At 57.8% G+C, this 20726-nt stretch carries 20 protein-coding genes; 8 read left to right on the top strand and 12 right to left on the bottom strand.

What is annotated here, in order from left to right:
* The first annotated feature begins 93 nt into the window (after positions 1–93).
* A complete protein-coding gene (locus QEN43_RS14680) occupies positions 94–732 on the top strand; it encodes a transaldolase family protein (RefSeq protein WP_026609119.1) in 639 nt (212 codons plus the stop codon).
* Between the two features lie 25 nt (positions 733–757).
* Here the strand turns inward: QEN43_RS14680 and QEN43_RS14675 are convergent, their stop codons facing one another.
* Both QEN43_RS14675 and uvrB read right to left on the bottom strand, forming a co-directional pair.
* Positions 758–952, bottom strand: a complete 195-nt coding sequence (locus tag QEN43_RS14675; RefSeq protein ID WP_026609118.1) for a hypothetical protein — start codon at positions 950–952, stop codon at positions 758–760.
* A 107-nt stretch (positions 953–1059) separates the two neighbouring features.
* Complete coding sequence (gene uvrB / locus QEN43_RS14670; protein WP_235726513.1) at positions 1060–3126, bottom strand: excinuclease ABC subunit UvrB; 2067 nt, start codon at positions 3124–3126, stop codon at positions 1060–1062.
* A gap of 38 nt (positions 3127–3164) precedes the next feature.
* Between uvrB and QEN43_RS14665 the strand changes: the two genes are divergently transcribed.
* The 3 genes from QEN43_RS14665 (at position 3165) to QEN43_RS14655 (ending at position 7000) form a co-directional block, all read left to right on the top strand.
* Positions 3165–4349 (top strand): pyridoxal phosphate-dependent aminotransferase, encoded by a 1185-nt coding sequence (locus QEN43_RS14665; RefSeq protein ID WP_026609116.1) that lies wholly within the window; start codon positions 3165–3167, stop codon positions 4347–4349.
* Between the two features lie 294 nt (positions 4350–4643).
* Complete coding sequence (locus QEN43_RS14660) at positions 4644–6827, top strand: hybrid sensor histidine kinase/response regulator (RefSeq protein ID WP_317963369.1); 2184 nt, start codon at positions 4644–4646, stop codon at positions 6825–6827.
* Positions 6800–7000, top strand: coding sequence for a response regulator (locus QEN43_RS14655; protein WP_317963368.1), 201 nt, complete (start codon positions 6800–6802; stop codon positions 6998–7000). The genes QEN43_RS14660 and QEN43_RS14655 overlap by 28 nt, the downstream gene beginning before the upstream one ends.
* Positions 7001–7065: 65 nt before the next feature.
* Here the strand turns inward: QEN43_RS14655 and QEN43_RS14650 are convergent, their stop codons facing one another.
* The 5 genes from QEN43_RS14650 to QEN43_RS14630 all read right to left on the bottom strand — a co-directional run bounded on the left by QEN43_RS14650 (position 7066) and on the right by QEN43_RS14630 (position 13993).
* On the bottom strand, positions 7066–7431 hold the full coding sequence (locus QEN43_RS14650; RefSeq protein ID WP_317963367.1) for a hypothetical protein: 366 nt from the start codon (positions 7429–7431) through the stop codon (positions 7066–7068).
* A gap of 174 nt (positions 7432–7605) precedes the next feature.
* A complete protein-coding gene (locus QEN43_RS14645) occupies positions 7606–10104 on the bottom strand; it encodes a spermine/spermidine synthase domain-containing protein (protein WP_051331417.1) in 2499 nt (832 codons plus the stop codon).
* A gap of 2 nt (positions 10105–10106) precedes the next feature.
* Positions 10107–10850: a protein-L-isoaspartate(D-aspartate) O-methyltransferase gene (locus QEN43_RS14640; protein WP_317963366.1), complete on the bottom strand. Its 744-nt coding sequence runs from the start codon at positions 10848–10850 to the stop codon at positions 10107–10109.
* A gap of 235 nt (positions 10851–11085) precedes the next feature.
* Positions 11086–12942 carry a YVTN family beta-propeller repeat protein gene (locus tag QEN43_RS14635; RefSeq protein WP_026609113.1) on the bottom strand — a complete coding sequence of 619 codons (1857 nt, stop codon included), beginning with the start codon at positions 12940–12942 and terminating at the stop codon, positions 11086–11088.
* A 34-nt stretch (positions 12943–12976) separates the two neighbouring features.
* On the bottom strand, positions 12977–13993 hold the full coding sequence (locus tag QEN43_RS14630) for a multicopper oxidase domain-containing protein (protein WP_156912640.1): 1017 nt from the start codon (positions 13991–13993) through the stop codon (positions 12977–12979).
* A 265-nt stretch (positions 13994–14258) separates the two neighbouring features.
* Here QEN43_RS14630 and QEN43_RS14625 point away from each other — a divergent pair, with 265 nt between their 5' ends.
* Entirely contained in the window at positions 14259–14786 is a 528-nt protein-coding gene (locus tag QEN43_RS14625; RefSeq protein WP_084161612.1) for an Rrf2 family transcriptional regulator, read from the top strand.
* Here QEN43_RS14625 and QEN43_RS14620 read toward each other — a convergent pair.
* Both QEN43_RS14620 and QEN43_RS14615 read right to left on the bottom strand, forming a co-directional pair.
* On the bottom strand, positions 14731–15963 hold the full coding sequence (locus QEN43_RS14620) for a competence/damage-inducible protein A (RefSeq protein WP_026609111.1): 1233 nt from the start codon (positions 15961–15963) through the stop codon (positions 14731–14733). The two genes, QEN43_RS14625 and QEN43_RS14620, sit on opposite strands and share 56 nt — an antisense overlap.
* Positions 15964–15965: 2 nt before the next feature.
* Complete coding sequence (locus tag QEN43_RS14615; protein ID WP_026609110.1) at positions 15966–16901, bottom strand: AEC family transporter; 936 nt, start codon at positions 16899–16901, stop codon at positions 15966–15968.
* Between the two features lie 96 nt (positions 16902–16997).
* Between QEN43_RS14615 and pyrF the strand changes: the two genes are divergently transcribed.
* Positions 16998–17729 (top strand): orotidine-5'-phosphate decarboxylase, encoded by a 732-nt coding sequence (gene pyrF, locus QEN43_RS14610; RefSeq protein ID WP_026609109.1) that lies wholly within the window; start codon positions 16998–17000, stop codon positions 17727–17729.
* Between the two features lie 39 nt (positions 17730–17768).
* On the top strand, positions 17769–18722 hold the full coding sequence (locus QEN43_RS14605; protein WP_026609108.1) for an MDR/zinc-dependent alcohol dehydrogenase-like family protein: 954 nt from the start codon (positions 17769–17771) through the stop codon (positions 18720–18722).
* Between the two features lie 139 nt (positions 18723–18861).
* Here QEN43_RS14605 and QEN43_RS14600 read toward each other — a convergent pair whose 3' ends face one another.
* From QEN43_RS14600 to QEN43_RS14590, 3 genes are all read right to left on the bottom strand, one after another.
* Positions 18862–19095 (bottom strand): hypothetical protein, encoded by a 234-nt coding sequence (locus QEN43_RS14600; RefSeq protein WP_036267788.1) that lies wholly within the window; start codon positions 19093–19095, stop codon positions 18862–18864.
* Positions 19096–19124: 29 nt separating this feature from the next.
* Positions 19125–19349: a hypothetical protein gene (locus QEN43_RS14595; RefSeq protein ID WP_026609107.1), complete on the bottom strand. Its 225-nt coding sequence runs from the start codon at positions 19347–19349 to the stop codon at positions 19125–19127.
* 552 nt (positions 19350–19901) lie between these two features.
* Entirely contained in the window at positions 19902–20081 is a 180-nt protein-coding gene (locus QEN43_RS14590) for a hypothetical protein (RefSeq protein ID WP_156912639.1), read from the bottom strand.
* Positions 20082–20282: 201 nt separating this feature from the next.
* Between QEN43_RS14590 and QEN43_RS14585 the strand changes: the two genes are divergently transcribed.
* Positions 20283–20657, top strand: coding sequence for a hypothetical protein (locus tag QEN43_RS14585; protein ID WP_202901076.1), 375 nt, complete (start codon positions 20283–20285; stop codon positions 20655–20657).
* The last annotated feature ends 69 nt before the right edge of the window (positions 20658–20726 follow it).

Genomic DNA, 20726 nt, shown 5'->3' with positions numbered 1-20726 from the left:
GCTATCCGATTGGCCGCTTCACCACAAACGGCACGGCGGCACCGGGAACGCTCTGAAACAATATTCGACCCAAGCTTAGAGGAGAGTTGTACGATGTCTTTGTTTTTGGATTCCGCCGTGCCGGCCGACGCGCGGCAGGCGATGGCACTGGGTTTTGTCGCCGGCATCACCACCAATCCGACGCTCATGGCGAAGGTTGACCGCAAGCCCGAGGATGTCATTGCCGAGCTGGCCGACATCTGCCCGGGTCCGGTTTTTTATCAGCTCACCGCGCCGACAGTGTCGGAACGCGAGGCGGAGGCCCGACGCTTTCTCGCTCTGCGGCCAAACGTGGGCTTAAAAATCCCGATGACCACCGAAAACCTGGCATTGGCTGCCAAATTCACCAGAGAAGGGGTCAAGGTGGGCATGACCGCAACTTATAGTGCGGCGCAAACCTATCTGACCTGCGAGGCGGGTATTGCCTATTCGATCGCTTATGTAAACCGCAGCACGCGCCTTCAAGGCGACGGAACAGCTCTGGTGTCGGAAATGCGGGCGGTGGTCGATGCCTGTAATACGCCGACCACGATTCTGGTGGCGAGCCTAAAGTCCGCGAGCGAGGTTGTGCAAGCGGTAATCGCAGGCGCGCATCACGTCACCATTCCTTTACCACTGCTACTCGAAATGGGCGATCACCCCTTGTCCGATCAAGCGATCGAGGAATTCGGACGTGCTGTCCGCAATGGCTGAAATTCGCGAGATTTTGGACAGACGATCATTCGCGGCTGCTATTTTGCCCGTCGGAGTTGGAAGCAACGGCCCGGGATTTCGCCAAACGTTCGCAAGCCTTCAGCGCGACCTGACGCAAGGCGTAGGTTCTGGCGAAAACGACTTTATCGTTCTCGCAGACCACGACGCGATAGCCATCCAAGGTCCAGTGCACTTCGATCGAGATGTTCGGCTTGACCATGGAAACCGATCCTCGATTTGCCAAAAGAAACAATCATAGCAGCGCAGGTCGAATTGTCTAAAAGGGTTTTCTGTTCCGCTGATCTCCTGTGATTGTGATCGCTTCGCCTATGTTCCGGCAAAGACTTCCGCCTGAATCCGGCGAATTTCGTCGCGCAGCCTCGCCGCTTCTTCGAATTCGAGTTCGCGGGCATGGGCGTACATCCTTTCTTCGAGTTGTTTGATCAGCTTGGCCGCTTCGGCCGGTTTCACCGCGCGGTAGTCGGCCCCCTGCTCCGCCACCTTGGCTAGTTTCTTCTTGCCGGTACCCGTCTGCAATGCCCCCGGAACCGGTACTTCCAAGATGTCCGTCACGCGTTTCGAAATGCCTGTCGGGGTTAGACCGGTCCGTTTGTTGTAGGCGATCTGCTTGGCACGCCGGCGCTCGGTTTCGTCAATTGCCCGTTGAATCGAACCGGTCACCGTGTCCGCATAGAGAATCGCCTTGCCGTGAAGATTTCGCGCGGCTCGGCCGATGGTCTGAATCAAAGATACGGTCGACCGCAGGAACCCCTCCTTGTCGGCATCGAGGATGGCAACCAGCGAGACTTCTGGAATGTCCAAGCCTTCCCGCAGAAGATTGATACCCACTAGTACGTCGAACTTGCCTAGGCGCAAATCACGAATGATCTCAACCCGCTCCACGGTATCCACGTCGGAATGCAAGTAACGCACCGCGATATCGTGCTCGAACAGGTATTCGGTCAAATCCTCCGCCATGCGCTTGGTCAGCGTCGTGACCAATACCCGCTCGTTGCGGGCGATGCGCTCGCGAATTTCCGAAAGGAGGTCTTCCACCTGGTTCAAGGCTGGGCGAACCTCGACTTCAGGGTCCACCAGGCCGGTCGGTCGTACCACCTGCTCGATGACCGCTCCGGAATGCTTGAGTTCGTACGGCCCCGGCGTTGCCGAAATGTAGATGCGTTGCGGCGCACGAGCTTCGAACTCCTCGAATCTGAGCGGGCGGTTGTCCAGCGCCGACGGCAGACGGAAACCATACTCCACTAGAGTCTCCTTACGAGAGCGGTCGCCCCGGTACATGGCGCCTAGCTGTGGAATGGTAACGTGGCTTTCATCGATCACCAACAAGGCATCGGCCGGGAGATAATCGAACAGGGTGGGTGGGGGTTCGCCCGGGGCGCGCCCTGACAGATAGCGGGAATAGTTCTCGATGCCGGAACAATAGCCGACCTCCAGCATGATCTCGAGATCAAAGAGCGTGCGCTGCTCCAACCGCTGGGCTTCCACCAGCTTATTCATGGACCGTAGCTCTTCCAGCCGGACCTTGAGATCGGCCTTAATCTGGTCCACCGCGTCCAAGATTTTTTCCCGCGGGGTGACGTAATGGGTCTTGGGATAAACGGTGTAGCGGGCGATGCGGGCGATGATTTCGCCGGTCAAAGGATCGAATAGTGATAGCCGTTCGATCTCGTCGTCGAATAATTCGATGCGTAGCGCCTCTTTTTCAGATTCTGCCGGGAACACGTCGATCACGTCGCCCCGCACACGATAGGTAGCGCGGCGGAGCTCCGTTTCGTTACGCGTGTACTGCAATTCGGCGAGCCGGCGCAGTATCGTCCGTTGATCGATCATGTCTCCGCGCACCAGATGCAGCACCATGCTGAAATAGGAAGCGGGTTCGCCCAAACCGTAGATGGAGGAGACGGTCGCCACGATGATAGTGTCGCGCCGCTCGATCAGGGCCTTGGTGGCCGAAAGGCGCATCTGCTCGATATGCTCGTTGAGCGAGGCATCTTTCTCGATATAGGTGTCGGAAGCCGGGACGTACGCCTCAGGCTGATAGTAGTCGTAATACGACACGAAGTATTCAACGGCGTTTTCCGGGAAAAATTCCTTCATCTCGCCGTAAAGCTGAGCCGCCAACGTCTTGTTCGGCGCCAGGATCAGCGTCGGACGCTGCACGGCTTGAATGACATTGGCGATGGTGAAGGTTTTTCCGGAACCAGTGACACCCAAAAGAGTCTGGTGTAACAAGCCGTCGCCAAGACCTTCGACCAATTGCCGGATCGCTTCCGGCTGATCGCCAGACGGCTTGAATTGACTGTGAAGTTTGAAACTTTTCCCCTTGGTGGGATGCAGGGGCAAGGTTTCATCGAGTATCATTTTTTGGGGCATAAAGCCTGACCCATTTGATCAATCTTCAATTCGACACGATGAACATCAAACTTTCCGACCGCGTACAGTCGATCAAACCCTCCCCTACCTTGGCCGTAACGGCGAGAGCGGCCGCCATGCGTGCCGCTGGCAAAGATATTGTGGGCCTCGGAGCAGGCGAGCCGGATTTTGATACCCCCGAGCATATCAAACAGGCCGCCATCAAGGCCATTCAGGACGGGTTCACCAAATATACGCCGGTCGGCGGCACGCCCAGCCTCAAAAAGGCGGTCGTGGCGAAGTTCAAGCGGGAAAACGGCCTCGACTACGACGTCAAGCAAGTATTGGTCTCTTGCGGTGGCAAGCAGAGTTTTTACAACCTGGCTCAGGCGCTTTTGAATCCGGGTGACGAAGTCATCATTCCGGCGCCGTATTGGGTGTCTTATCCGGATATGGTGCTTCTCGCGGGAGCCGTCCCCGTAATCATCGACGCGCCGCAGTCGCAGAAGTTCAAAATCACGCCCGCCCAACTCAAGGCGGCATTGACGCCGAAAACCCGGCTGTTCGTCATCAACAGCCCGTCCAACCCAAGCGGGATGGCTTACGACGAGGCAGAACTCAAAGCCTTGGGCGAGGTGCTGAAAGACTATCCCGAGGTTGTCATCGCCACCGATGACATGTACGAGCACATCGTGTGGAAAGCCGGCAGCTTCCGCAATATTTTGAATGTCTGCCCGGAGTTGTATGACCGCACTGTAGTCTTAAATGGCGTGTCCAAGGCTTATTCCATGACGGGCTGGCGCATCGGCTATGCGGCCGGCCCCGAGAAGCTGATCGAGGCGATGACCAATATCCAGTCGCAAAGTACTTCCAACCCTACTTCCATTTCGCAGGTCGCCGCCGAAACCGCCTTAAACGGCGATCAGTCGTTCATCGGTGAGATGGTTAAGGCCTTCAAGGAACGGCATGATTACGTGGTGAGCGAGTTGAACAGCATTCCCGGCATATCCTGTCTCGAAACCGACGGAACCTTCTATGTGCTGCCCAACGTGCAGGGGGTGATTGATCGTATACCCGGGATTTCCGACGATTTGGCTCTTTCGGAACACCTTATCGAACACGGCGGCGTCGCCGTGGTTCCGGGCTCCGCATTCGGCGCTCCCGGCCATGTTCGCCTTTCCATCGCTACCAGTATGACTAATCTGCGGAAAGCCATGGAGCGTCTAAAGAACAGTTTGACTTAGAACCACTACCCCGGCAGGCCGTTCGCCCTGAACCCTTCGATCCGGCTCAGGGCGGGCCCTTCGACTTGGCTCAACACAGCCTCGTCGAAGGGGGTTTCTTGAGTCTATTGGGATAGGCTCTTATTGGCTTTCGTGCCTTGGCCGAGGCAAGGACGGTGCCACCGAGGCACGAAGTGGTCGCGCCGTGTTAACATCGCGCTGATGTTGCGGATTGCTCGGCATGGCTGCTGCCACTCGGGTTGTGGCATCTGCTATCCGGAAGCTCGCCGTGTTGATGGAGATAGGATTCTCATCATGGTTCACTCCAAGCTCTCGTCCCGGTCGGCATACGCCGTAGCCATTGGTGTCACGGCTGCCGTAGCATTCGTGTTACCTCTCCTGCGGCAATCGTATCAAAAGCCCATGCTGATGCCTTTCCTGTTGTCGGTGCTGATCAGCGCCGCGGCCGGGGGACTGGGGCCAGGACTGGTGGCGACAGTTCTGGGCTCGGTGCTCGGCGTGTACCTCGCAACGCCCTCGCAGGCGTCATTCTGGAACCAAGCGGCTTCGGAATGGCTCCAGACCAGCGTGTTTCTCATCACGGGATTTGCCATTACCCTATACGCGCACTTGTCGCGAAACACGCTCGCGGAATGCGAGTCGAACGCAGGACGGCGATTGCAGGGCGAAAGCCTAAGACGCCGGCAAGCGGAAGAACAGCTCAACGCCGAGCGCAATCGCGTTGTCGTGACCTTGAGTAGTATCGGCGACGCGGCGATCCTCACTGATTCCGAAGGCCGCATCGATCTGCTCAACCCGACCGCACAGTCGCTGACTGGATGGACACAGGACGAAGCGCGCGGTCAGCCGCTGAAAAACGTATTTCGCATCATCAACGAGACAACCCGAAAACCGGTCGAAAACCCCGTCGAAAAGGTTTTGAGAACGGGAGCCGTCATCGGCCTGGCCAATCACACCTTGCTAATCGCCAAGGACGGACGGGAAATTCCGATCAGCGATAGCGCCGCGCCCATTCGGGGCGTAGACGGCCAACTGCTGGGCGTGATTTTGATTTTTCGCGATGTTAGCCAAGAGCGCCACGCTCAGGCCGCGCTCGCCGAATCGGAAGCCTTTTACCGGGCAATTGGTGAGTCAATACCGTACGGAGCCTGGATCTGCGAGCCAAACGGCGATATTCGCTACTTGAGCGATTCTTTTCTAAAAATGACTGGGATGACGCTGGACGAACAAATACATGCGAATTGGACCGCGCGTGTGCATCCGGCGGATTTACAGCCCATCCTGGACCATTGGCGATATTGCGTCAAAACTGGCTCCTTTTGGGATTTCGAGTACCGTATCCGAAGTGCGGACGGCAGTTACCGCTGTATCTTGAGTCGCGGCGTTCCAATCCGCAACGCGGAGGGCAAGGTGACGGCGTGGGCGGGAATGAATCTCGACATCACCGAGATGAAAAAGCTTCAGGACGAACTCATTCGCAAGACCGAAGAATTGACCGCCGCCGACCGCCAAAAAGACGAATTCCTCGCCATGTTGGCCCATGAGTTGCGCAATCCGCTGGCTCCTATCATGAGCGCGATACAGATCCTGCATAGGACCGAAGGTGCTGGGCCGCAATACGCTTGGGCCACGGATGTTATCGAGCGGCAGACCAAGCACATCACCCGTCTGGTAGACGATCTTTTGGACATCTCTCGGATCAGCCGCGGGAAGATCACCTTGAACAAGCAACCGCTGGAACTCGCGACCATCGTGAATCACGCCATGGAAACCAGCCGTCCGCTGATCCAGGCCCAAGGGCACAGCCTCAGTTTATCTTTGCCTTCCGAACCGGTTTGGATCAACGGCGATCCGATCCGGCTCGCGCAAGTCATATCCAATCTACTCAACAATGCCGCCAAGTACTCGGAACCTAACCGGCAGATCTGGTTGACGGCGACGGCCGAAAACGGGCAGGCCATCATCCGGGTGCGTGACGCGGGTCTCGGAATCAGTCCTGAAGTGTTGCCCCACATTTTCAACTTGTTCGCCCAGGCCGACCGATCCTTGGATCGCGCCAAAGGCGGGCTCGGAATCGGACTCAGCCTGGTGAAACAACTGGTTCAGCTGCACGGCGGCAGCGTCGACGCCAAAAGCGAAGGGTTGGGCAAGGGTTCCGAATTTATCGTCCGTCTGCCTTTGCTGTCTGACGCTCCTGCAGCAACAGCCGCCCCCAGAGAGACGCCTGATTCCGAGCAACGCCCTCTGCGGCGCGTGCTAGTGGTCGACGATAATACAGATATGGTCGAAGGGTTGTCCTTGCTGCTCGAACTGGAAGGATTCGAGGTCGAGCGTGCGGCAGATGGCCCCACGGCCCTTGCGATCGCTCAAAGATTCGCTCCCGAAGTCGTGTTGCTGGACCTTGGGCTGCCCAGGATGGACGGTTACGAAGTCGCTCGGAAACTGCGTCCATGCCTCAGACTCGACAAGCTGTGCTAATTGCCATCAGCGGCTACGGACAACATCAGGACCGCTATCGCTCCCTCGCGGCCGGCTTCAACCATCACTTCGCCAAGCCGGTGAGATTGGAGGATATTACCCGCGTCGTCGCCGAGTGCCGCGCGACGACACCGGACTCCGGGTCATCCGTCAAAAGCTCGAGCTCCCCATGATCAACCCGGCCTCGCATTTAGGCCTAGCCGGTTCCTGAGTGGGTTTTCCCGGCGTGGGCCATAGGTCATGGCAGATACTTGATCAGGCGTGCGTGAATACGCGTTAACGGGACCGTGTTGATGCTGCCCGCCAAATGACCGCCGATATTCCCGCCGGCAAACAAGATTGCGACATCACCGTAGCGATACGGGGGCCCAAAAACAACGGCATCGGCACCGGTTGCCATGGCTCTATCGACGATCGCATCTACCGACTCCTGATCGGCTTGGGCCGTAATCGCAGCAATTTCGACGAATCTCCGATCTTCAGGCAAAGCGTCCAGAATTTCGACCTTGGTCGTCGGCGTAAAGGCGCGGCCGATCAGAGGCTCCTCGCGCAATGTCGGAGCGCAGCCGGCCAGCAATAACATGCCTATCAAAAGATATTTCATCGCGGAACCTCGCATCCTTGCGAAGCCTGGGCCTCGTGAAAACAAAACGTGAACTCGATTCAACTATGAGAGAAAGAGCGCCAACCATCCTTGAAGCGCCGCAAACACGTTTATAAATATTGATATGGCAGCAAAACCCCGAGTTCCCGAATACGGTGCGAACCGACGGAAAAATCAGGGGACGGCACATCCGTTTCGATGCCGGTGAGCCGCCGTGAAACCCGCGACCCCGTAGAGTGACAAGGCTCCCATCAACAACCAGAGTTGGCCGACATGAATGGCCAACACCGTCGCCAGAATAGCGGCGACGACCGATGCGCAGCCGTTGATGCCGAAAGCCCAAGGAACCAGTGTTTCCGCCTCGGATGCAAGCCGCGCGAGGCCTAATGGAAAAGGCATGCCCATGAAAAACGCCAGCGGGGCAATCAGGGCTAGAACGACGGCCACTTTGACGGGGGCATACAGGGCGATGGATGAATCGAACAAGAACGGAAAGATCAAGGCGTAGACCGCCGAAACGGCAATAATCATCTTAGCCGCCCGAAAAATATGCCTTCCGGCCTGATGCGGCGCGATCCTGGCGGCATATCGGCTTCCCATTCCCGCAAAAACCAGAAATCCCGCGAGGACCACCGCCACGGCGTAGAGCGGGTGGCCAAGGTAAAGAATAAACTTCTGTATGTAGACGATTTCCGTAAACATAAAAGCTAGGCCGATCGCGAAAAAATAGGCGAAAACCTGGTATTGCAGGCTTTTTCCCGCCCCGCCTCCGCTCCGGGGCAGCAAGATCCGAAGCGGGGCCAGGATCAGCAAGACGCTGATGACAGCGGATTGAACCAGCGTTGCGATCAGGATCGGATACCCCATGTCAAGCAGTGAAAGCCCACCGGAACCTTTCAACCTGACCGCTTCCCAGAGAAGCGGCCATTTGAAGAATTGGAAGAAATACGGCCGGTCATCGGTAGCGGGCCGAATCTCGAATTTGTAACGTCGGATAAACGCGTCCCGCTCGGGGTTCAATAGAACCGTCGCCGCTTCGAAAAAATAAGGCTCTTTCAGCCGATTGCGAAGATTGGCTTCCCTCGCCTCGATTCCCGGATAGTAGGCCAGGTCGAAAGAGCGTTCATCGCAGAACTGCCGCAGTGCGGCGATCTCCGAATCCGAGACCGCTCCATTCTTGACCAGGAGCGTGCTGGTCTGCCAACCGCGGATCCATATCAAGCGCTGTTCCGGCGCGCCTCTGCTGGAGCGCGTGACTGCTTCGACAGCGGTCGCGAACAGCTTGACTTCGTCGCGTGGCGGCAGGCGCACCCAACGGGTCACGGCCAGGAATCCGCCGGGTCTCAGATGGGCCAGGTAGGCTTGCAACGCCTCGATTGTGTAGAGATAACTTTCGTTCAGCGCATAGGAACCCGCCGACGAAGTCGTGAATGCGTCAAGCAACGCGATCTGGATCAGATCATAACGCTTCCGCGACGCGGCGACGAAACTCCTCGCCTCCTCGGCATGAACAGTGACCGATGGATGACTATAAACGTGGCCCGCGAAATCGGCAAAATCACGGGACACCAGGTCGATCATATCGGGATTGAGTTCCACGGCGTCGATGTGTTCCGCGTCGTGGTAAATCGCCTGGAGCACCTCGCTGCCTCCGCCCGCCCCCAAAACCAGAACCTTGGGCTTCGGAGGCAGTAGATGATACGGCAGGGCGGATGGCACGTAATCGAGAAAGCCAAGGCTGTCCCGACTTCCGTCCCAGCGGTTGATGGCGCTCATGCCGTCGCCGTCGGTAAAGACGCCCAGTTGTTCGGGCACCGGGACCGGACTATTTAGGCTAAGTCCCGGCACATGGCGGAAAGGCACCTCGGGACTTCGCACCACGCTAAGCAGCCCGAGCGGACTGGAGCGTTCCTCGATCTGAACCGCCCCGGAGATACGCAAGGTCTGGGACAGGTTCTTGTATTCCACCGGCCGCAGTTCCGCGCCGCTCCTGCCGACGAACAACCACGGAACGGCGGTCGCGATGGCCAGTAGCACGACCAGTGCTCGTGGTCGCATCGCCAGCGCAACCCAAGCCAGGGAGGCCGCCGCTAGCCCCACACCGCTCGCGATGACCAGAGCGTCCAAAGGAAACACCCAAAATAGCAGCAAAACGACCGCCAGGGCACCGACACCCGCTCCCGAAAGATCGGCCGCGTAGGTCCGTCCGATCGCCTCTCGGTAACGCTGGTAAGTCAGGCCGATGCAATTCGCGGCGAAAAAGAAAGGCGGCGTCAGGATCACATAAATGAGGACCAGATGCCCCCACTCACCGGGGTCCCAAAGCAACTCCAACGCATTGAAAGGCACCGTCTGAGCGAACAGAAAACACGCTGTCGAACTCAGGCCGAACAGAGCCGCGTTGAGGACGAAAGCGGACGCGAAATGGCGCAACAGAAATCCCCGGGCGAGCGTCAAGAATGTTCCGCTCGCACCGTAGCCGAGCAGCGCCAGGCTGATCATCATGTAGGCGAAATGGTGCCACTGGATGATGGAAAAAAGCCGCATCAAGAGGATTTCGTAGGCCAGCGCCGCGGCCGAAATGAAGGACACGGCGAGCAACAACAGCCGCGGCGGCGAGATGTGGAGAGTGCCTTCGGTGTTGCACCCCGATTCGAACGAGGAATCGCCCATGCCTAATGAGCGCCCGTCAAAGGCACGAACTGCACCGGTAGAATTTGCCGGGTCGAGATCCTGCCCTGTTCGCTTTTCTCGACGAGCACCAGATACTGAGGCAGGAATTGACCGCCGACGGGTATGATCATACGGCCGCCCGGCTTTAGCTGTTGCACCAACGGTGGCGGAATTTGAGTGGGTGCGGCGGTAACGATGATGCCGTCGAAAGGCGCGTGTTCCGGCCAGCCGTAATAGCCGTCACCGGTCTTGGTCTCGACCTTGGTATAACCCAGCCGTTTCAGACGCTCCGTTGCGATCTTCGTCAACTCCGGCACGATTTCAATGGAATAGACCTGCCTGGCCAGCTCCGCGAGAACCGCCGCCTGATAACCGGACCCGGTGCCAATCTCAAGTACGGTGTCATCCGGCCCCACTCTCAGCAAATCAGTCATCAACGCGACGATGAAGGGCTGGGAAATGGTCTGCCCGTACCCGATCGGCAGAGGACGATTCGCATACGCGATACTGCGCAGATCCTGGCTCACGAACTCGTGCCGCGGAACTTTCGCCATAGCCTCGAGCACCCGAACGTCCAGCTCGGATTTACCGATTTCGCTACTGACCCAGCGGGTCTCCCGCCGGAGTTCGTCGATCATAGCCCGCCGTTTGGCCGCGTATTCGTCGGCCTCGGCCACTGCGCCGCAAAGTACGATACCCAGTAGGACCGCATATCCGATACGGTGCATGAATCGCATCGTAAGCATGGACGGACCTCCTCCTGACGGATCCTCTATTGCGATCATATCGCGTTAGAAAGAACTTGTATCAGGGGATCCGCGAAAAGCCGAACGATTCGGCTCGGCAGGCGTAATACCAAACGACGGTTCACAGAGGGAGAGCGAATTTGACGGAAGAAAAAATGCCCGCTCGACAGCATCATGCCATTCGAGCGGGCGGCCCTATCCCTAGTCCTTGACGACGGGGGGAATCACATCAAGGTTAGGGCAAAGAGCTGACCTTTTGCGGCAAGTCGATTCCGCGCTGGGCCGTGGTCAACGCGCCTATCCAAGCTTCGACCTCGGCGCTGAGCTGACCGGTGCCAGCCAGTTTGGCGGTTTGCTCGATCCAGCCATGATCGGCGATAGGCAGCGGCAGAACACCCTGACCGCCCATACCGTTGTTGGCAACAATATCGCCGTCCTTGGTGTCGGCAAGCAGTACGCGGCCTGCGATTTCGAGCTTGTCCATGTCGACCACGATCAGGTCGTTGGCGAACTTGCTGGCGACATAGGCGTAATAGCCTCCGCCTTTCTTCATGCCGAAGTTGACGCCATGGCAGCCCGGCTCGCAAGGTAGGCTCTTGAGCACCTTGTGAGTCTGGGTATCGGTGATGGTAATGGTTGCGCTCAGTGTGTTGGCCGTGACCACGTACTTACCGTCCGGGCTGACCGGGGTCTGGATAGGCAGCAAGCCGTACGCCTCGCCAGTCGTCTTGCCGCTGATCGGATCGTAATCGGCAGCCAGATTGATGTCCTTGATCTTCTGCTTGGTCTTCAGATCGATCACGCTCAGAGTGCTGAGGAGCGGCGGCGTCCCGAGCAGGTTGGCGACATAGGCCTTGTCGGTCGCGTCACTCCAGATCGCGATTGGGATCACGCCCACGTTCGGCACAGTGGAGACCTGGCCGCTATCCAGATCGGCGATGGAAACGGAACCCGCCAAGGCATTCGGCGTCAGCACGTATTTGCCGTCGTGAGTCACGTGATGGCCGTGGGGTCCGGAGTTCGGGCCGGTGTTGACGCTGTCCTTGGCCGTCGGATGCTTGCCTCCGGTCAGCTTCAATACCCGGTCTTCGCCGTTGAGCGCAATGGTCAGGCTATCATCCGTCGGCCGCGACATGACGTGAGAAGGCGATTGACCGACCGTCAAAGCACCGTAGATCTCTCCGGTTTCGCGATCGAAGGTGACCAAGCGCTTATCGAACCATTCGGTTTGATAGATGTACTTGTAGGTCCGATCCGTCCACATATTGTGTGGATTGTTCATATTGATGTCGACGCCCTTGACCTTTTTCTTAATCGTCCACTTTTCGGCGTCAACTTGTGTGGCGGAACCCGGCTTGTTCTTGCCTTTGATGGCTTCGAACTGAGCGTTCACCCAGACTTCGCCAATACCGGGCGTGGCCGGATTGGACAATTCGTTCGGCATGGAAACGTTCAGCGCGTCCAGGCTAATGACGGTTCCACCCAAATTCAGGGGAATGGACGGCAGCTTCACCTCCCAGGTCGGCTTGGAGTAATCGCGCCAGAGCGAAGGCGTGGTGGCGACGAAGAAGGTCCGAAGCAGCTTCTTGGCGACATCGCTGGTGGTGGGCACCTTGGCGCCGGTCACGAGCTGGATTTCACTGCCGAGATCCAGCCCTTCCGTGTTGGGGTCGTCGACAACGACGGCACCGAACATGTACGGGTGAACCTTACAGGTAAAGACATACAAACCGGGCTTATCGAAGGTTTGCGTGACGCTGGCGCTCGACGGCTTGTCCTGGTCGACCGGGAACTTGGAGGCGCCCGGCTGCCACAGCAGGCTGGTGATCGTATGTTCGGCGTTGACGTCGGTCATCTTGATCAAGACCGCATCGCCGGGTTTGACCACGACCAGGCTGTCACCGTCCGTCGGGTCTTTGAACCACTTACCGGGCTCGTCGGTCATTTCCAGGGCGGCGACCGGCATGACACCCGCAACACTCAAAATGACATCGTCTTCAGACGCTTCCGTTTCCGCAAAAACTGCGGGGGCCGAAATCACCGTTCCGAGACTCAATGCCACTGCGGTGGTTAATTTACGCAACTTATTCATGTCATCACCTCTCGTCTTAGTTGTTGCTTGGGAGTTACTTGACGACCCTGAAGTCACCCATCATGCCGGCCTGCATGTGCTGCACCACATGGCAGTGGAAATGCCAGTCGCCGGGGCCAACGCCTTCGCCTGCCTGGACGACGAACATGTCGCGGCTGATCGGGCCGATGTTGACCGTGTCGACGACATTGGTGGTGCCGGGTAGCAACCAACGGTGACCGTGCAAATGGAAGGTGTGGAAAGCCGTCCCCAATCCGATGACGTGGAAGCGGACTTTCTCGCCGAGACGAGCACCTAACGTGGGATTGGTCCACAACGGAATCTGCTTGCCCTTCAGAATGTTATTGACCTCCATACCCCAGAAGGTCGTTTCGTGCATCCACAGGATGAACTCACGCTTGATGTCTCCGACATCGACGTCTTCGATCTTGCCATTGACAAGAGCCGGCACCTTTCCACTTTGCGGATTGACGATCAAAGTGCCGAATAACCCTTTATCCTCGGCTCCGACCATCGGGTGGCCAAAGGTATGATCGTGGTAAGGCCAGGTGCCTGCAGTGCCAGGTGCCGCGACCCATTTGTAGGTGTACGGCTTGCCGGGAAAAGCGGCCTCGTCGGTAACGCCATTCAGCGACTTCATGGTGCCGTCGCTACGGATATCGAAATGCACGCCATGGACGTGCAGACTCACCGGTTGATCCGAGTTGGCAATACCATGCTCGAGAGTGATTTCCGCAACGTCACCTTCCGTCAGGACGATGGTGGGGCCCGGGATGGTCGGCTTGTCCGCGTAACGGTTCGTGACATCTTCGGTTTGACCGCCGGGCAACTGAATCTTGTGGCTCACCATCTGATAAGCGAGTTGTCCGGAAGGCAAAGCGGCTGCCCGTAACGTGATGCGGTGCGTCTTACCCGAGGGCGCCGTCCCTGTCGCCGAGTCGGCCTTCAATGGAACATACTCCGCCTGGACACTTGGGATGAAAAAGGTCGTCAGCAGCAAAGACGATGAACAAAACAATAACAGCCGTCGGAGAAAACAAGAGAGACTCATAGTCACACTCCAAAGAGACCTCAGTCCGTCAGCCGAACTGATTGACGATTGAAAAAAATAGGTACACCACCTAAGCCATCTTCATTATCATGCATATGGAATACATGTTTTAGTGTATAAATGTATCTCACATGCATATTTATATTTCAAGTCGGCTTGACCCCAAAAGTCAACACCATTTTTTGAGTCGACTCTCAATTAGGGGGGATTTGCCTCATGTTCATCGATGTCGCAAACTGCGCTAACCGTCCATTCGAGGTGCTAAATGCAGCTTACCCGTTACACCGATTACGCCTTAAGAGTGCTTATGTACGTCGGATTGCATACCGGGCGTATGGTGACCATCGCCGAGGTCGCCGACGTATTCGGTATGTCGCATAACCATTTGATGAAGGTCGTACAAGAGCTTTCCGCGCAGGGCTATGTCAAGAGCACGCGAGGAAAGAACGGCGGAATAGAACTCGGGCGCGCGCCCGGAGCGATCAATATCGGCGAGGTCGTACGCCACATGGAAAGCAATTTTTATGTCGTCGAGTGCTTAGACCCGGAACGCAGTCTATGCCGAATCATTCCGGGCTGCACTCTAAAAAAGGCACTCCAGGAGGCGGTCTCGGCTTTCCAGGAGGTCTTAAATCGCTACACCTTGGCCGATCTCCTCAAGAACCATGCCGCCTTGCATCGATTATTGACGGAACGCCGAGAAGTCAAAACTTCGGATCGCGTGACACGTCGCGCTGTCAAGTCCGAAGGCCGGACAGTCTCAAAAAATAACGACGCAAAGAATCGAAGCTGAGCGCCGTGGCGGTGATTTGTTTACGCTCGATGTCGCCGCCGATCGTTCGGGTCTGTTGCCAAACGCCGTCGGGCGTCACAAGGACGAAATGGATTTCGACCGTCTCCGTTTCATCGTTCAGCCGTCCGCGTTCGAAATGGGCAATTTGAGCGAGCGCATATTCCGAGCCGTACTCCCGCAGCCGATGGACAACCGCGGTTATTGCCGGGGATGGATATCCGCTCGGTTGTATGCCGAGATACCGGTAAAGGGCTGCCGAGTCCGGAATCACAAGCGCGCCGCCGAACCATGGCTCGCCGGCGCAGCGGCTGGCCATCCTGCCACCGCTCAGGGTTTCGACGACATAGAGGCTCGATCGGCGCACGGCGAGTTCGCGGCCCACGACCGATGCCAGATCGCGCCCCCGTTCCTCACTGCCGCCGATCGCAAAAACCGCATCGCCAATGGCCTCGGCCACGCGTGTTACGCAATCGTCGAGCGCCGCTTCCGGAAAGTTTGCCGGAAACAGCAGCTTGACCTGGTTTTCCGGCCCTCCGGCACGAAAGCCGAGTTTCACGCCAGGCGGCAAGGCGATTCGATCGAGGCGCTCCTGCAAGGTCGATTCGCCGACGCCTACCGTGCTCAACACCATCAGCCGGGCGGGAACCGTTCGGAAGCGCCGGCGCAAGTCCGGCTCGACCCAGCGACTGAACATAGCTTTCATCTCGCCGGGCACTCCGGGCATGAAGACGAAACGGCAGCGTCCCGCCTGCAGCGCGAAGCCGGGCGCTGTACCCCAGGGATTGTCGAGACGTTCGGATCCACGAGGAAGCAGAGCCTGCTTCTCATTGATCGCCGGCATATTGCGGCCGAGTCGCGTGAAATAGGCCCGGACTTGAGCCAGCGCGTCTCGGTCCAGTTCAAGCGGGCAGCCGAACGCCTGGGCGGCCGCTTCGGCGGTAAGATCGTCGCAGGTCGGCCCCAGTCCGCCGGTACTGATGCAAAGATCGGCGCGCTCGGCGATCTCGCGGAGCAGACCAACCAGGTCTTCCAGACGGTCGCCTACCGTGGTATGCCGTGCCACGTCGAGTCCCAGGCTGGTCAGTTCGCGCGACAGCCAAGACGCGTTAGTATCGGTGATTTCGCCGGTGGTGAGTTCGTCCCCTTGGGACAGGATTTCTGCGATCGGTCTTTTCATGCTTAATGTCCGGGATGCAGAGCGGCCACCCGATGATGCCAATACGGCAGGGAAACCATGGCGCAAAGCGTGGTCAGCGAAACCGCCAACGCGTAGAACGACGTGTCGAGCCGATAGCGGTCGCAGTAGACGACGCCCAGCAACATGCTGGGCATGGCAGCCTCCAAGACCAGCGCAGTCAGCGTATCGCCTTGGAATCCCAAGGCCAAGCCTAAGCCTAAACCGAACAACGGCACGGCGCCCATCTTGAACGCGACGACCACCGCTGCAAGCGGCAGGTTACGGCCATGCCAGGCATTCCATCGGAGGCCGAGTCCCAAGGAAATCAGCATGAGCGGCACGACGGCCGAAGACAGGCTCACTAAAAAGTGCCCCATCCAGGCCGGTTGCGCGACGCCTGCAACATTTAACGCCGTTGCAACCGCCGCGGCCCAAAGCGGCGGGTTGATCAGCAACGACCGGAGCATCGAGCCGTTTTCCAAGTTCACCGTGCCATAATGCCGGGCGATCAGAACACCGAGCGTGAATACCAACGGCATGGATGCGAACAAATCGATTTGAACGACGATGGCTCTCGCCCAAGGGCCGAAGGTCTGCTCGAGCACGGGCAGCCCCATGTAAGTCACATTCGAGAAGGCGATGGCCAGCATCGCGGCACCCGCGCGCTCGGGAGCCAGATTGACGAGACGGGCGGCGAGCCAGGTGATGGCCGTGCCGAACAGAATGATGCCCACACCGAACAGCGAAATCTTCAGGGTTTCCATCCCTAAATCAGCATTCCACAGCACGGAGAGGACCAGCGCGGGCAACAGAAGATGAAATACCAATGCGGTCAACACCAGGCGAGTCTGATCGGCATCCAGCCCGCCAGGCCGTATAATGCGCCACATCGCGCCGCACAAGATCAACACGGCCATCTGCATCAGCACGGAAACCATTCGCGACTCCTGGATTTAAGGAGGCGTTATTCTAGCAATCGCTGCGCAGGTGCCGGCACTGAAGCGGTCGAACGACCGAAACACAGAGGACTATCCATGACCGACCTCCTTTCCAAGAAACCCATTCCCTCCCAGGAACGCCTAATCATGGCTTTGGATCTGCCGAGCGTCACTGAAGCCAAGAATCTCGTGGAAACCTTGGGCGACTCGGTGCGTTTTTACAAAATCGGGTTGGAATTGTTCATGGCCGGCGATTACTTCGAATTGATCGAATGGCTCAAAGGCCGGAATAAGAAGATCTTCGCCGATCTAAAGTTTTTCGACGTGCCGGAAACGGTTTCGAGGGCGGTTCGGGCATTGAGCGCCCACGGCGTCGAATTCGCCACCATCCACGGCAACGACGCCATCATGGAAGCGGCCGCGAAAGCGAAAGGCGATCTCAAAATACTAGCCGTCACGGTACTGACCAGTCTCGATCAGGGCGATCTCAAGGATCTCGGCTTCGAATGCGACGTCCAGCGTTTGGTCTTGTCCCGCGCCCGGCGCGCCCTGGCCTTAGGCTGCGACGGCGTGATTTCGTCAGGCCTCGAAGTCCCTGCGTTGCGGCGGGAAGCCGACGAAAAGCTGCTGGTCATTTCGCCCGGCATCCGCCCGGTGGAAAACCGTCCCGCGGATGACCAGAAACGGGTGGTGACGGTCGAACAAGCCTTTTTGAACGGCGCCGATTACATCGTCGTCGGCCGCCCGATCCGGGATGCCGCCAATCCGCGCGAGGCGGCGAAAAAGGTACAGGAGCAAATCGAAAACGTGTTCAGGAAAACGGGTTAAGGCATTTCTTTTCTAGTACAACGCCTCGCGGGCCTCGATATGCAAGCCCTTTGGCTGGAAAACGGACGGCTCTCCATTCGCGACGATCTTCCCGCTCCCGTGCCAACCGCCGGCGAAGCGTTGGTTCGGCTGCGGCTCGCGGGCATCTGCGGCACCGATCTTGAACTGGTGCGCGGCTATTATCCTTACACTGGCATTCCAGGACACGAATTCGTCGGTGAAATCGTGGAATCGTCCGACGGCACGCCGCCCGGCTGTCGGGTAGTCGGCGAAATCAACGTCTCCTGCGGGGAATGCGAGACCTGCCGGCGTAATCTTCCGACCCACTGCGAGCGCCGTAGCGTGCTCGGCATCCGGGACCGGCACGGCGCATTCGCCGGATATCTCAGCTTGCCATTGCGGAATCTACACCGGGTGCCGGATACCGTACCGGACGAAGCTGCAGTCTTTACCGAACCGCTCGCGGCGGCACTGCAAATTCAACGACAAATCACCATCACCGGCGAGCATCGGGTCTTGCTGATCGGAGCGGGCCGATTGGGACAACTGATCGCTCAGACCCTGGCGCTTACCGGCTGTGATTTGCACGTATCGGCGCGATATCCCCGACAGAAAGCGCTGCTTTTGAACCGAGGCATACGGGTGATCGCAGAGAATGAGGCTCCCGCTCGTCGTTACGACATCGTCATCGAGGCGACCGGCTCGCCCTCAGGCTTCGAGTTAGCCCGCCGCGCGGTCCGGCCGCGCGGCACGCTGGTACTGAAATCGACTTATCGGGACAGTGCCAACGTAAACCTATCGTCGCTTGTCGTGGACGAGATTTCGTTGATCGGTTCCCGTTGCGGTCCCTTCGAGGCCGCCTTGAACCTGCTGGAACAGAGAACTGTCGACCCCGTAGCATTGATCGACGCCGAATTCCCTCTGGCCCGCTCGGTTGAAGCTTTTGACTCGGCGGCCAAATCGGGCGTGATCAAGGTACTGATCCGTCCCTAGTCCCGATATTTCACTGCGAGGAGAAACGGCCTTGCCTTGTCCGTCCGTTTTCTCCCTATCGGCTCCACAACCCCACGCCATTAAGACCACCATCCTGCTACGGCGGCCCCGAGAGAGCTGATAAAAGATCTAAGCTAGATTATGACTTGCATCGTCCCCAACCGAACAGGCCAACGACACCGCTCGCCAACAAGACCAGGGCACCCAGTAGTGGAACGGCCGCGGCTGCGTTGATGTGATAGCTGTAACCCTCACCCCAGATAGGACCAGTGGGGGTTTGGCCATCCAATTGCAGGGTCTCTTCGTCAAAAATTCCCGTCAGCCAACTCGAAAAGAGCGTCGAATAACCGGTGCAATAGGTATCGGGTCCCAAGGGGATAGAACAGGGTCCGGAATTGCCGGCTAAAGTATTGCCACTGACGCGAAGAAAAAACTGGGTAGATCGAACTCAGGCAGGCTTTCGGCACCATGTAGATCGGTGTTTATCAGCCTCGCCCAGAATTCCTCCGACGTATCCTCGAACGTACCGCCATCCACGGGAGTTTCATAGCGCCACCAATAGCGATAGAACTCGACGTCGAATCGACCCGTGAACTCATAAGTTTCCGATGGCGAGGGCGTTAGCACGTTTTCCCCGGATTCCTCAGAAAAGACAAAAGCGGGGGGCGGGGTATACGTGACGCTGCTGCCCGCAGCAATTACATAAGTTTCCCAGTAGTCTCTATGCCACCATCCACCACTGCAGCGTAAGTCTCGCCGACCGTGGCCAATCCTACGATTCCTACCAATAGCTTTAACGCTACCCTTGACATCTCATTCCTCCCTTCAATCTTCGTAACGACTCGTTCAATGGGCTGGTTGTTCTTATGGTCAGCCCGTGAATACCCTCCTGGTATTCTCGAGCTGCCGCCCCAGGCCGGCGTTACACGCTCGGCTTGGGCTCACGCCGCTTGTCGCCACACCTCGGCATCCCCGCCCCGGATTAATCCAGCCTAATGGCATGGGTTAATAAACGCACCAGCTACCGTTGCGCGGCATATTCTGCATGAGCTACCCGCAGATCGCTTGTAAGCCTTTGCGTATTTTTTTGTCCGCCATGGCTCACAGGATGGTGAACGGGCTAGCACTGAAGAGTGGAGTGGGCCAGAGAAATGTTCAAACGCTGTGTACGGGATGGACTCAGGCGGTACCGTTCTCGACGTCTTCCAGAACCCTATCCTTGAACTCGACTGCCTCGATGATCTGGGCCAACTGGTAAATCCTCTCCCGTCTCCGGCAGTGCCGCTCGGCACATTTTTTACCAGCCTGAACACCAGACCGTAGTAACCTATCGACATCCGTGTACGGAGTCACCCCCATAACCATCACTGTCCTTTCTAGCAGTGAGATCAATCAGGACAGCAACGCCGCCTAGAAATCTGCTAAACACGGCCCGGTTGTTGTCTGTAACACCCGCGACTTCGAGGTGGGAATAGCCGATCGCTTTGGCTTCGGCTCGGCTCCTACGCGACAGCGGCGACGTGGATGGAGCTTGCAACTGTGCCTATTACGCCATGTTAGATGCCGCTCGGGCGCCGCTATTGGCAGCCAATACCCAAGCCGGAAGTCGCCAAAACCCACAGCGGTCTGATAACGGCGTTCAGGCCGCATCTCGTCACGACCGGCCGGATTTCTATCGAATTCGGCAAGGCGCTCAACCGAGCTGCCTATATTCGGTTAGTTTCGGACTATACCACTGAGCAGATCGCTGCCGAGTGGGCGGAGTGGGCCATTAGTCAGGCGAAGCGTTTCGTTGCGGAATTCGACGGGTCTTTCCCTCCGCACCGGATCGAGGTTGAGCCCATGGCGCTCGGGTTGGCCCGTCATGTTAAGATGCCACCAATCGACTCCGGCGCTTGGGTTCATCCAAGCTCTAGCTCGTTTGTCTCGCTTTGAGTTAGGCCGTCCGAAGCGACGTCAGACGTACATTCCAGCAATTGCAGCAAGACGCTCGTCGATGGATCG

It is taken from the genome of Methylocaldum szegediense, from assembly GCF_949769195.1.
Lineage (GTDB): Bacteria > Pseudomonadota > Gammaproteobacteria > Methylococcales > Methylococcaceae > Methylocaldum > Methylocaldum szegediense.
This window is presented reverse-complemented; position numbering and strand designations above follow the sequence as displayed.

Excerpts from the sequence above, each read along its gene's own strand:
- QEN43_RS14635 (WP_026609113.1), bottom strand. The coding sequence starts at position 12,942 with ATGAATAAGTTGCGTAAATTAACCACCGCAGTGGCATTGAGTCTCGGA.
- pyrF (WP_026609109.1), top strand. The coding sequence starts at position 16,998 with ATGACCGACCTCCTTTCCAAGAAACCCATTCCCTCCCAGGAACGCCTA.
- QEN43_RS14680 (WP_026609119.1), top strand. The coding sequence starts at position 94 with ATGTCTTTGTTTTTGGATTCCGCCGTGCCGGCCGACGCGCGGCAGGCG.
- QEN43_RS14625 (WP_084161612.1), top strand. The coding sequence starts at position 14,259 with ATGCAGCTTACCCGTTACACCGATTACGCCTTAAGAGTGCTTATGTAC.
- QEN43_RS14590 (WP_156912639.1), bottom strand. The coding sequence starts at position 20,081 with ATGGGGGTGACTCCGTACACGGATGTCGATAGGTTACTACGGTCTGGT.
- uvrB (WP_235726513.1), bottom strand. The coding sequence starts at position 3,126 with ATGCCCCAAAAAATGATACTCGATGAAACCTTGCCCCTGCATCCCACC.
- QEN43_RS14660 (WP_317963369.1), top strand. The coding sequence starts at position 4,644 with ATGGTTCACTCCAAGCTCTCGTCCCGGTCGGCATACGCCGTAGCCATT.
- QEN43_RS14585 (WP_202901076.1), top strand. The coding sequence starts at position 20,283 with ATGCCGCTCGGGCGCCGCTATTGGCAGCCAATACCCAAGCCGGAAGTC.
- QEN43_RS14645 (WP_051331417.1), bottom strand. The coding sequence starts at position 10,104 with ATGGGCGATTCCTCGTTCGAATCGGGGTGCAACACCGAAGGCACTCTC.
- QEN43_RS14665 (WP_026609116.1), top strand. The coding sequence starts at position 3,165 with ATGAACATCAAACTTTCCGACCGCGTACAGTCGATCAAACCCTCCCCT.
- QEN43_RS14650 (WP_317963367.1), bottom strand. The coding sequence starts at position 7,431 with ATGAAATATCTTTTGATAGGCATGTTATTGCTGGCCGGCTGCGCTCCG.
- QEN43_RS14630 (WP_156912640.1), bottom strand. The coding sequence starts at position 13,993 with ATGAGTCTCTCTTGTTTTCTCCGACGGCTGTTATTGTTTTGTTCATCG.
- QEN43_RS14655 (WP_317963368.1), top strand. The coding sequence starts at position 6,800 with ATGCCTCAGACTCGACAAGCTGTGCTAATTGCCATCAGCGGCTACGGA.
- QEN43_RS14675 (WP_026609118.1), bottom strand. The coding sequence starts at position 952 with ATGGTCAAGCCGAACATCTCGATCGAAGTGCACTGGACCTTGGATGGC.
- QEN43_RS14620 (WP_026609111.1), bottom strand. The coding sequence starts at position 15,963 with ATGAAAAGACCGATCGCAGAAATCCTGTCCCAAGGGGACGAACTCACC.
- QEN43_RS14615 (WP_026609110.1), bottom strand. The coding sequence starts at position 16,901 with ATGGTTTCCGTGCTGATGCAGATGGCCGTGTTGATCTTGTGCGGCGCG.
- QEN43_RS14605 (WP_026609108.1), top strand. The coding sequence starts at position 17,769 with ATGCAAGCCCTTTGGCTGGAAAACGGACGGCTCTCCATTCGCGACGAT.
- QEN43_RS14640 (WP_317963366.1), bottom strand. The coding sequence starts at position 10,850 with ATGCTTACGATGCGATTCATGCACCGTATCGGATATGCGGTCCTACTG.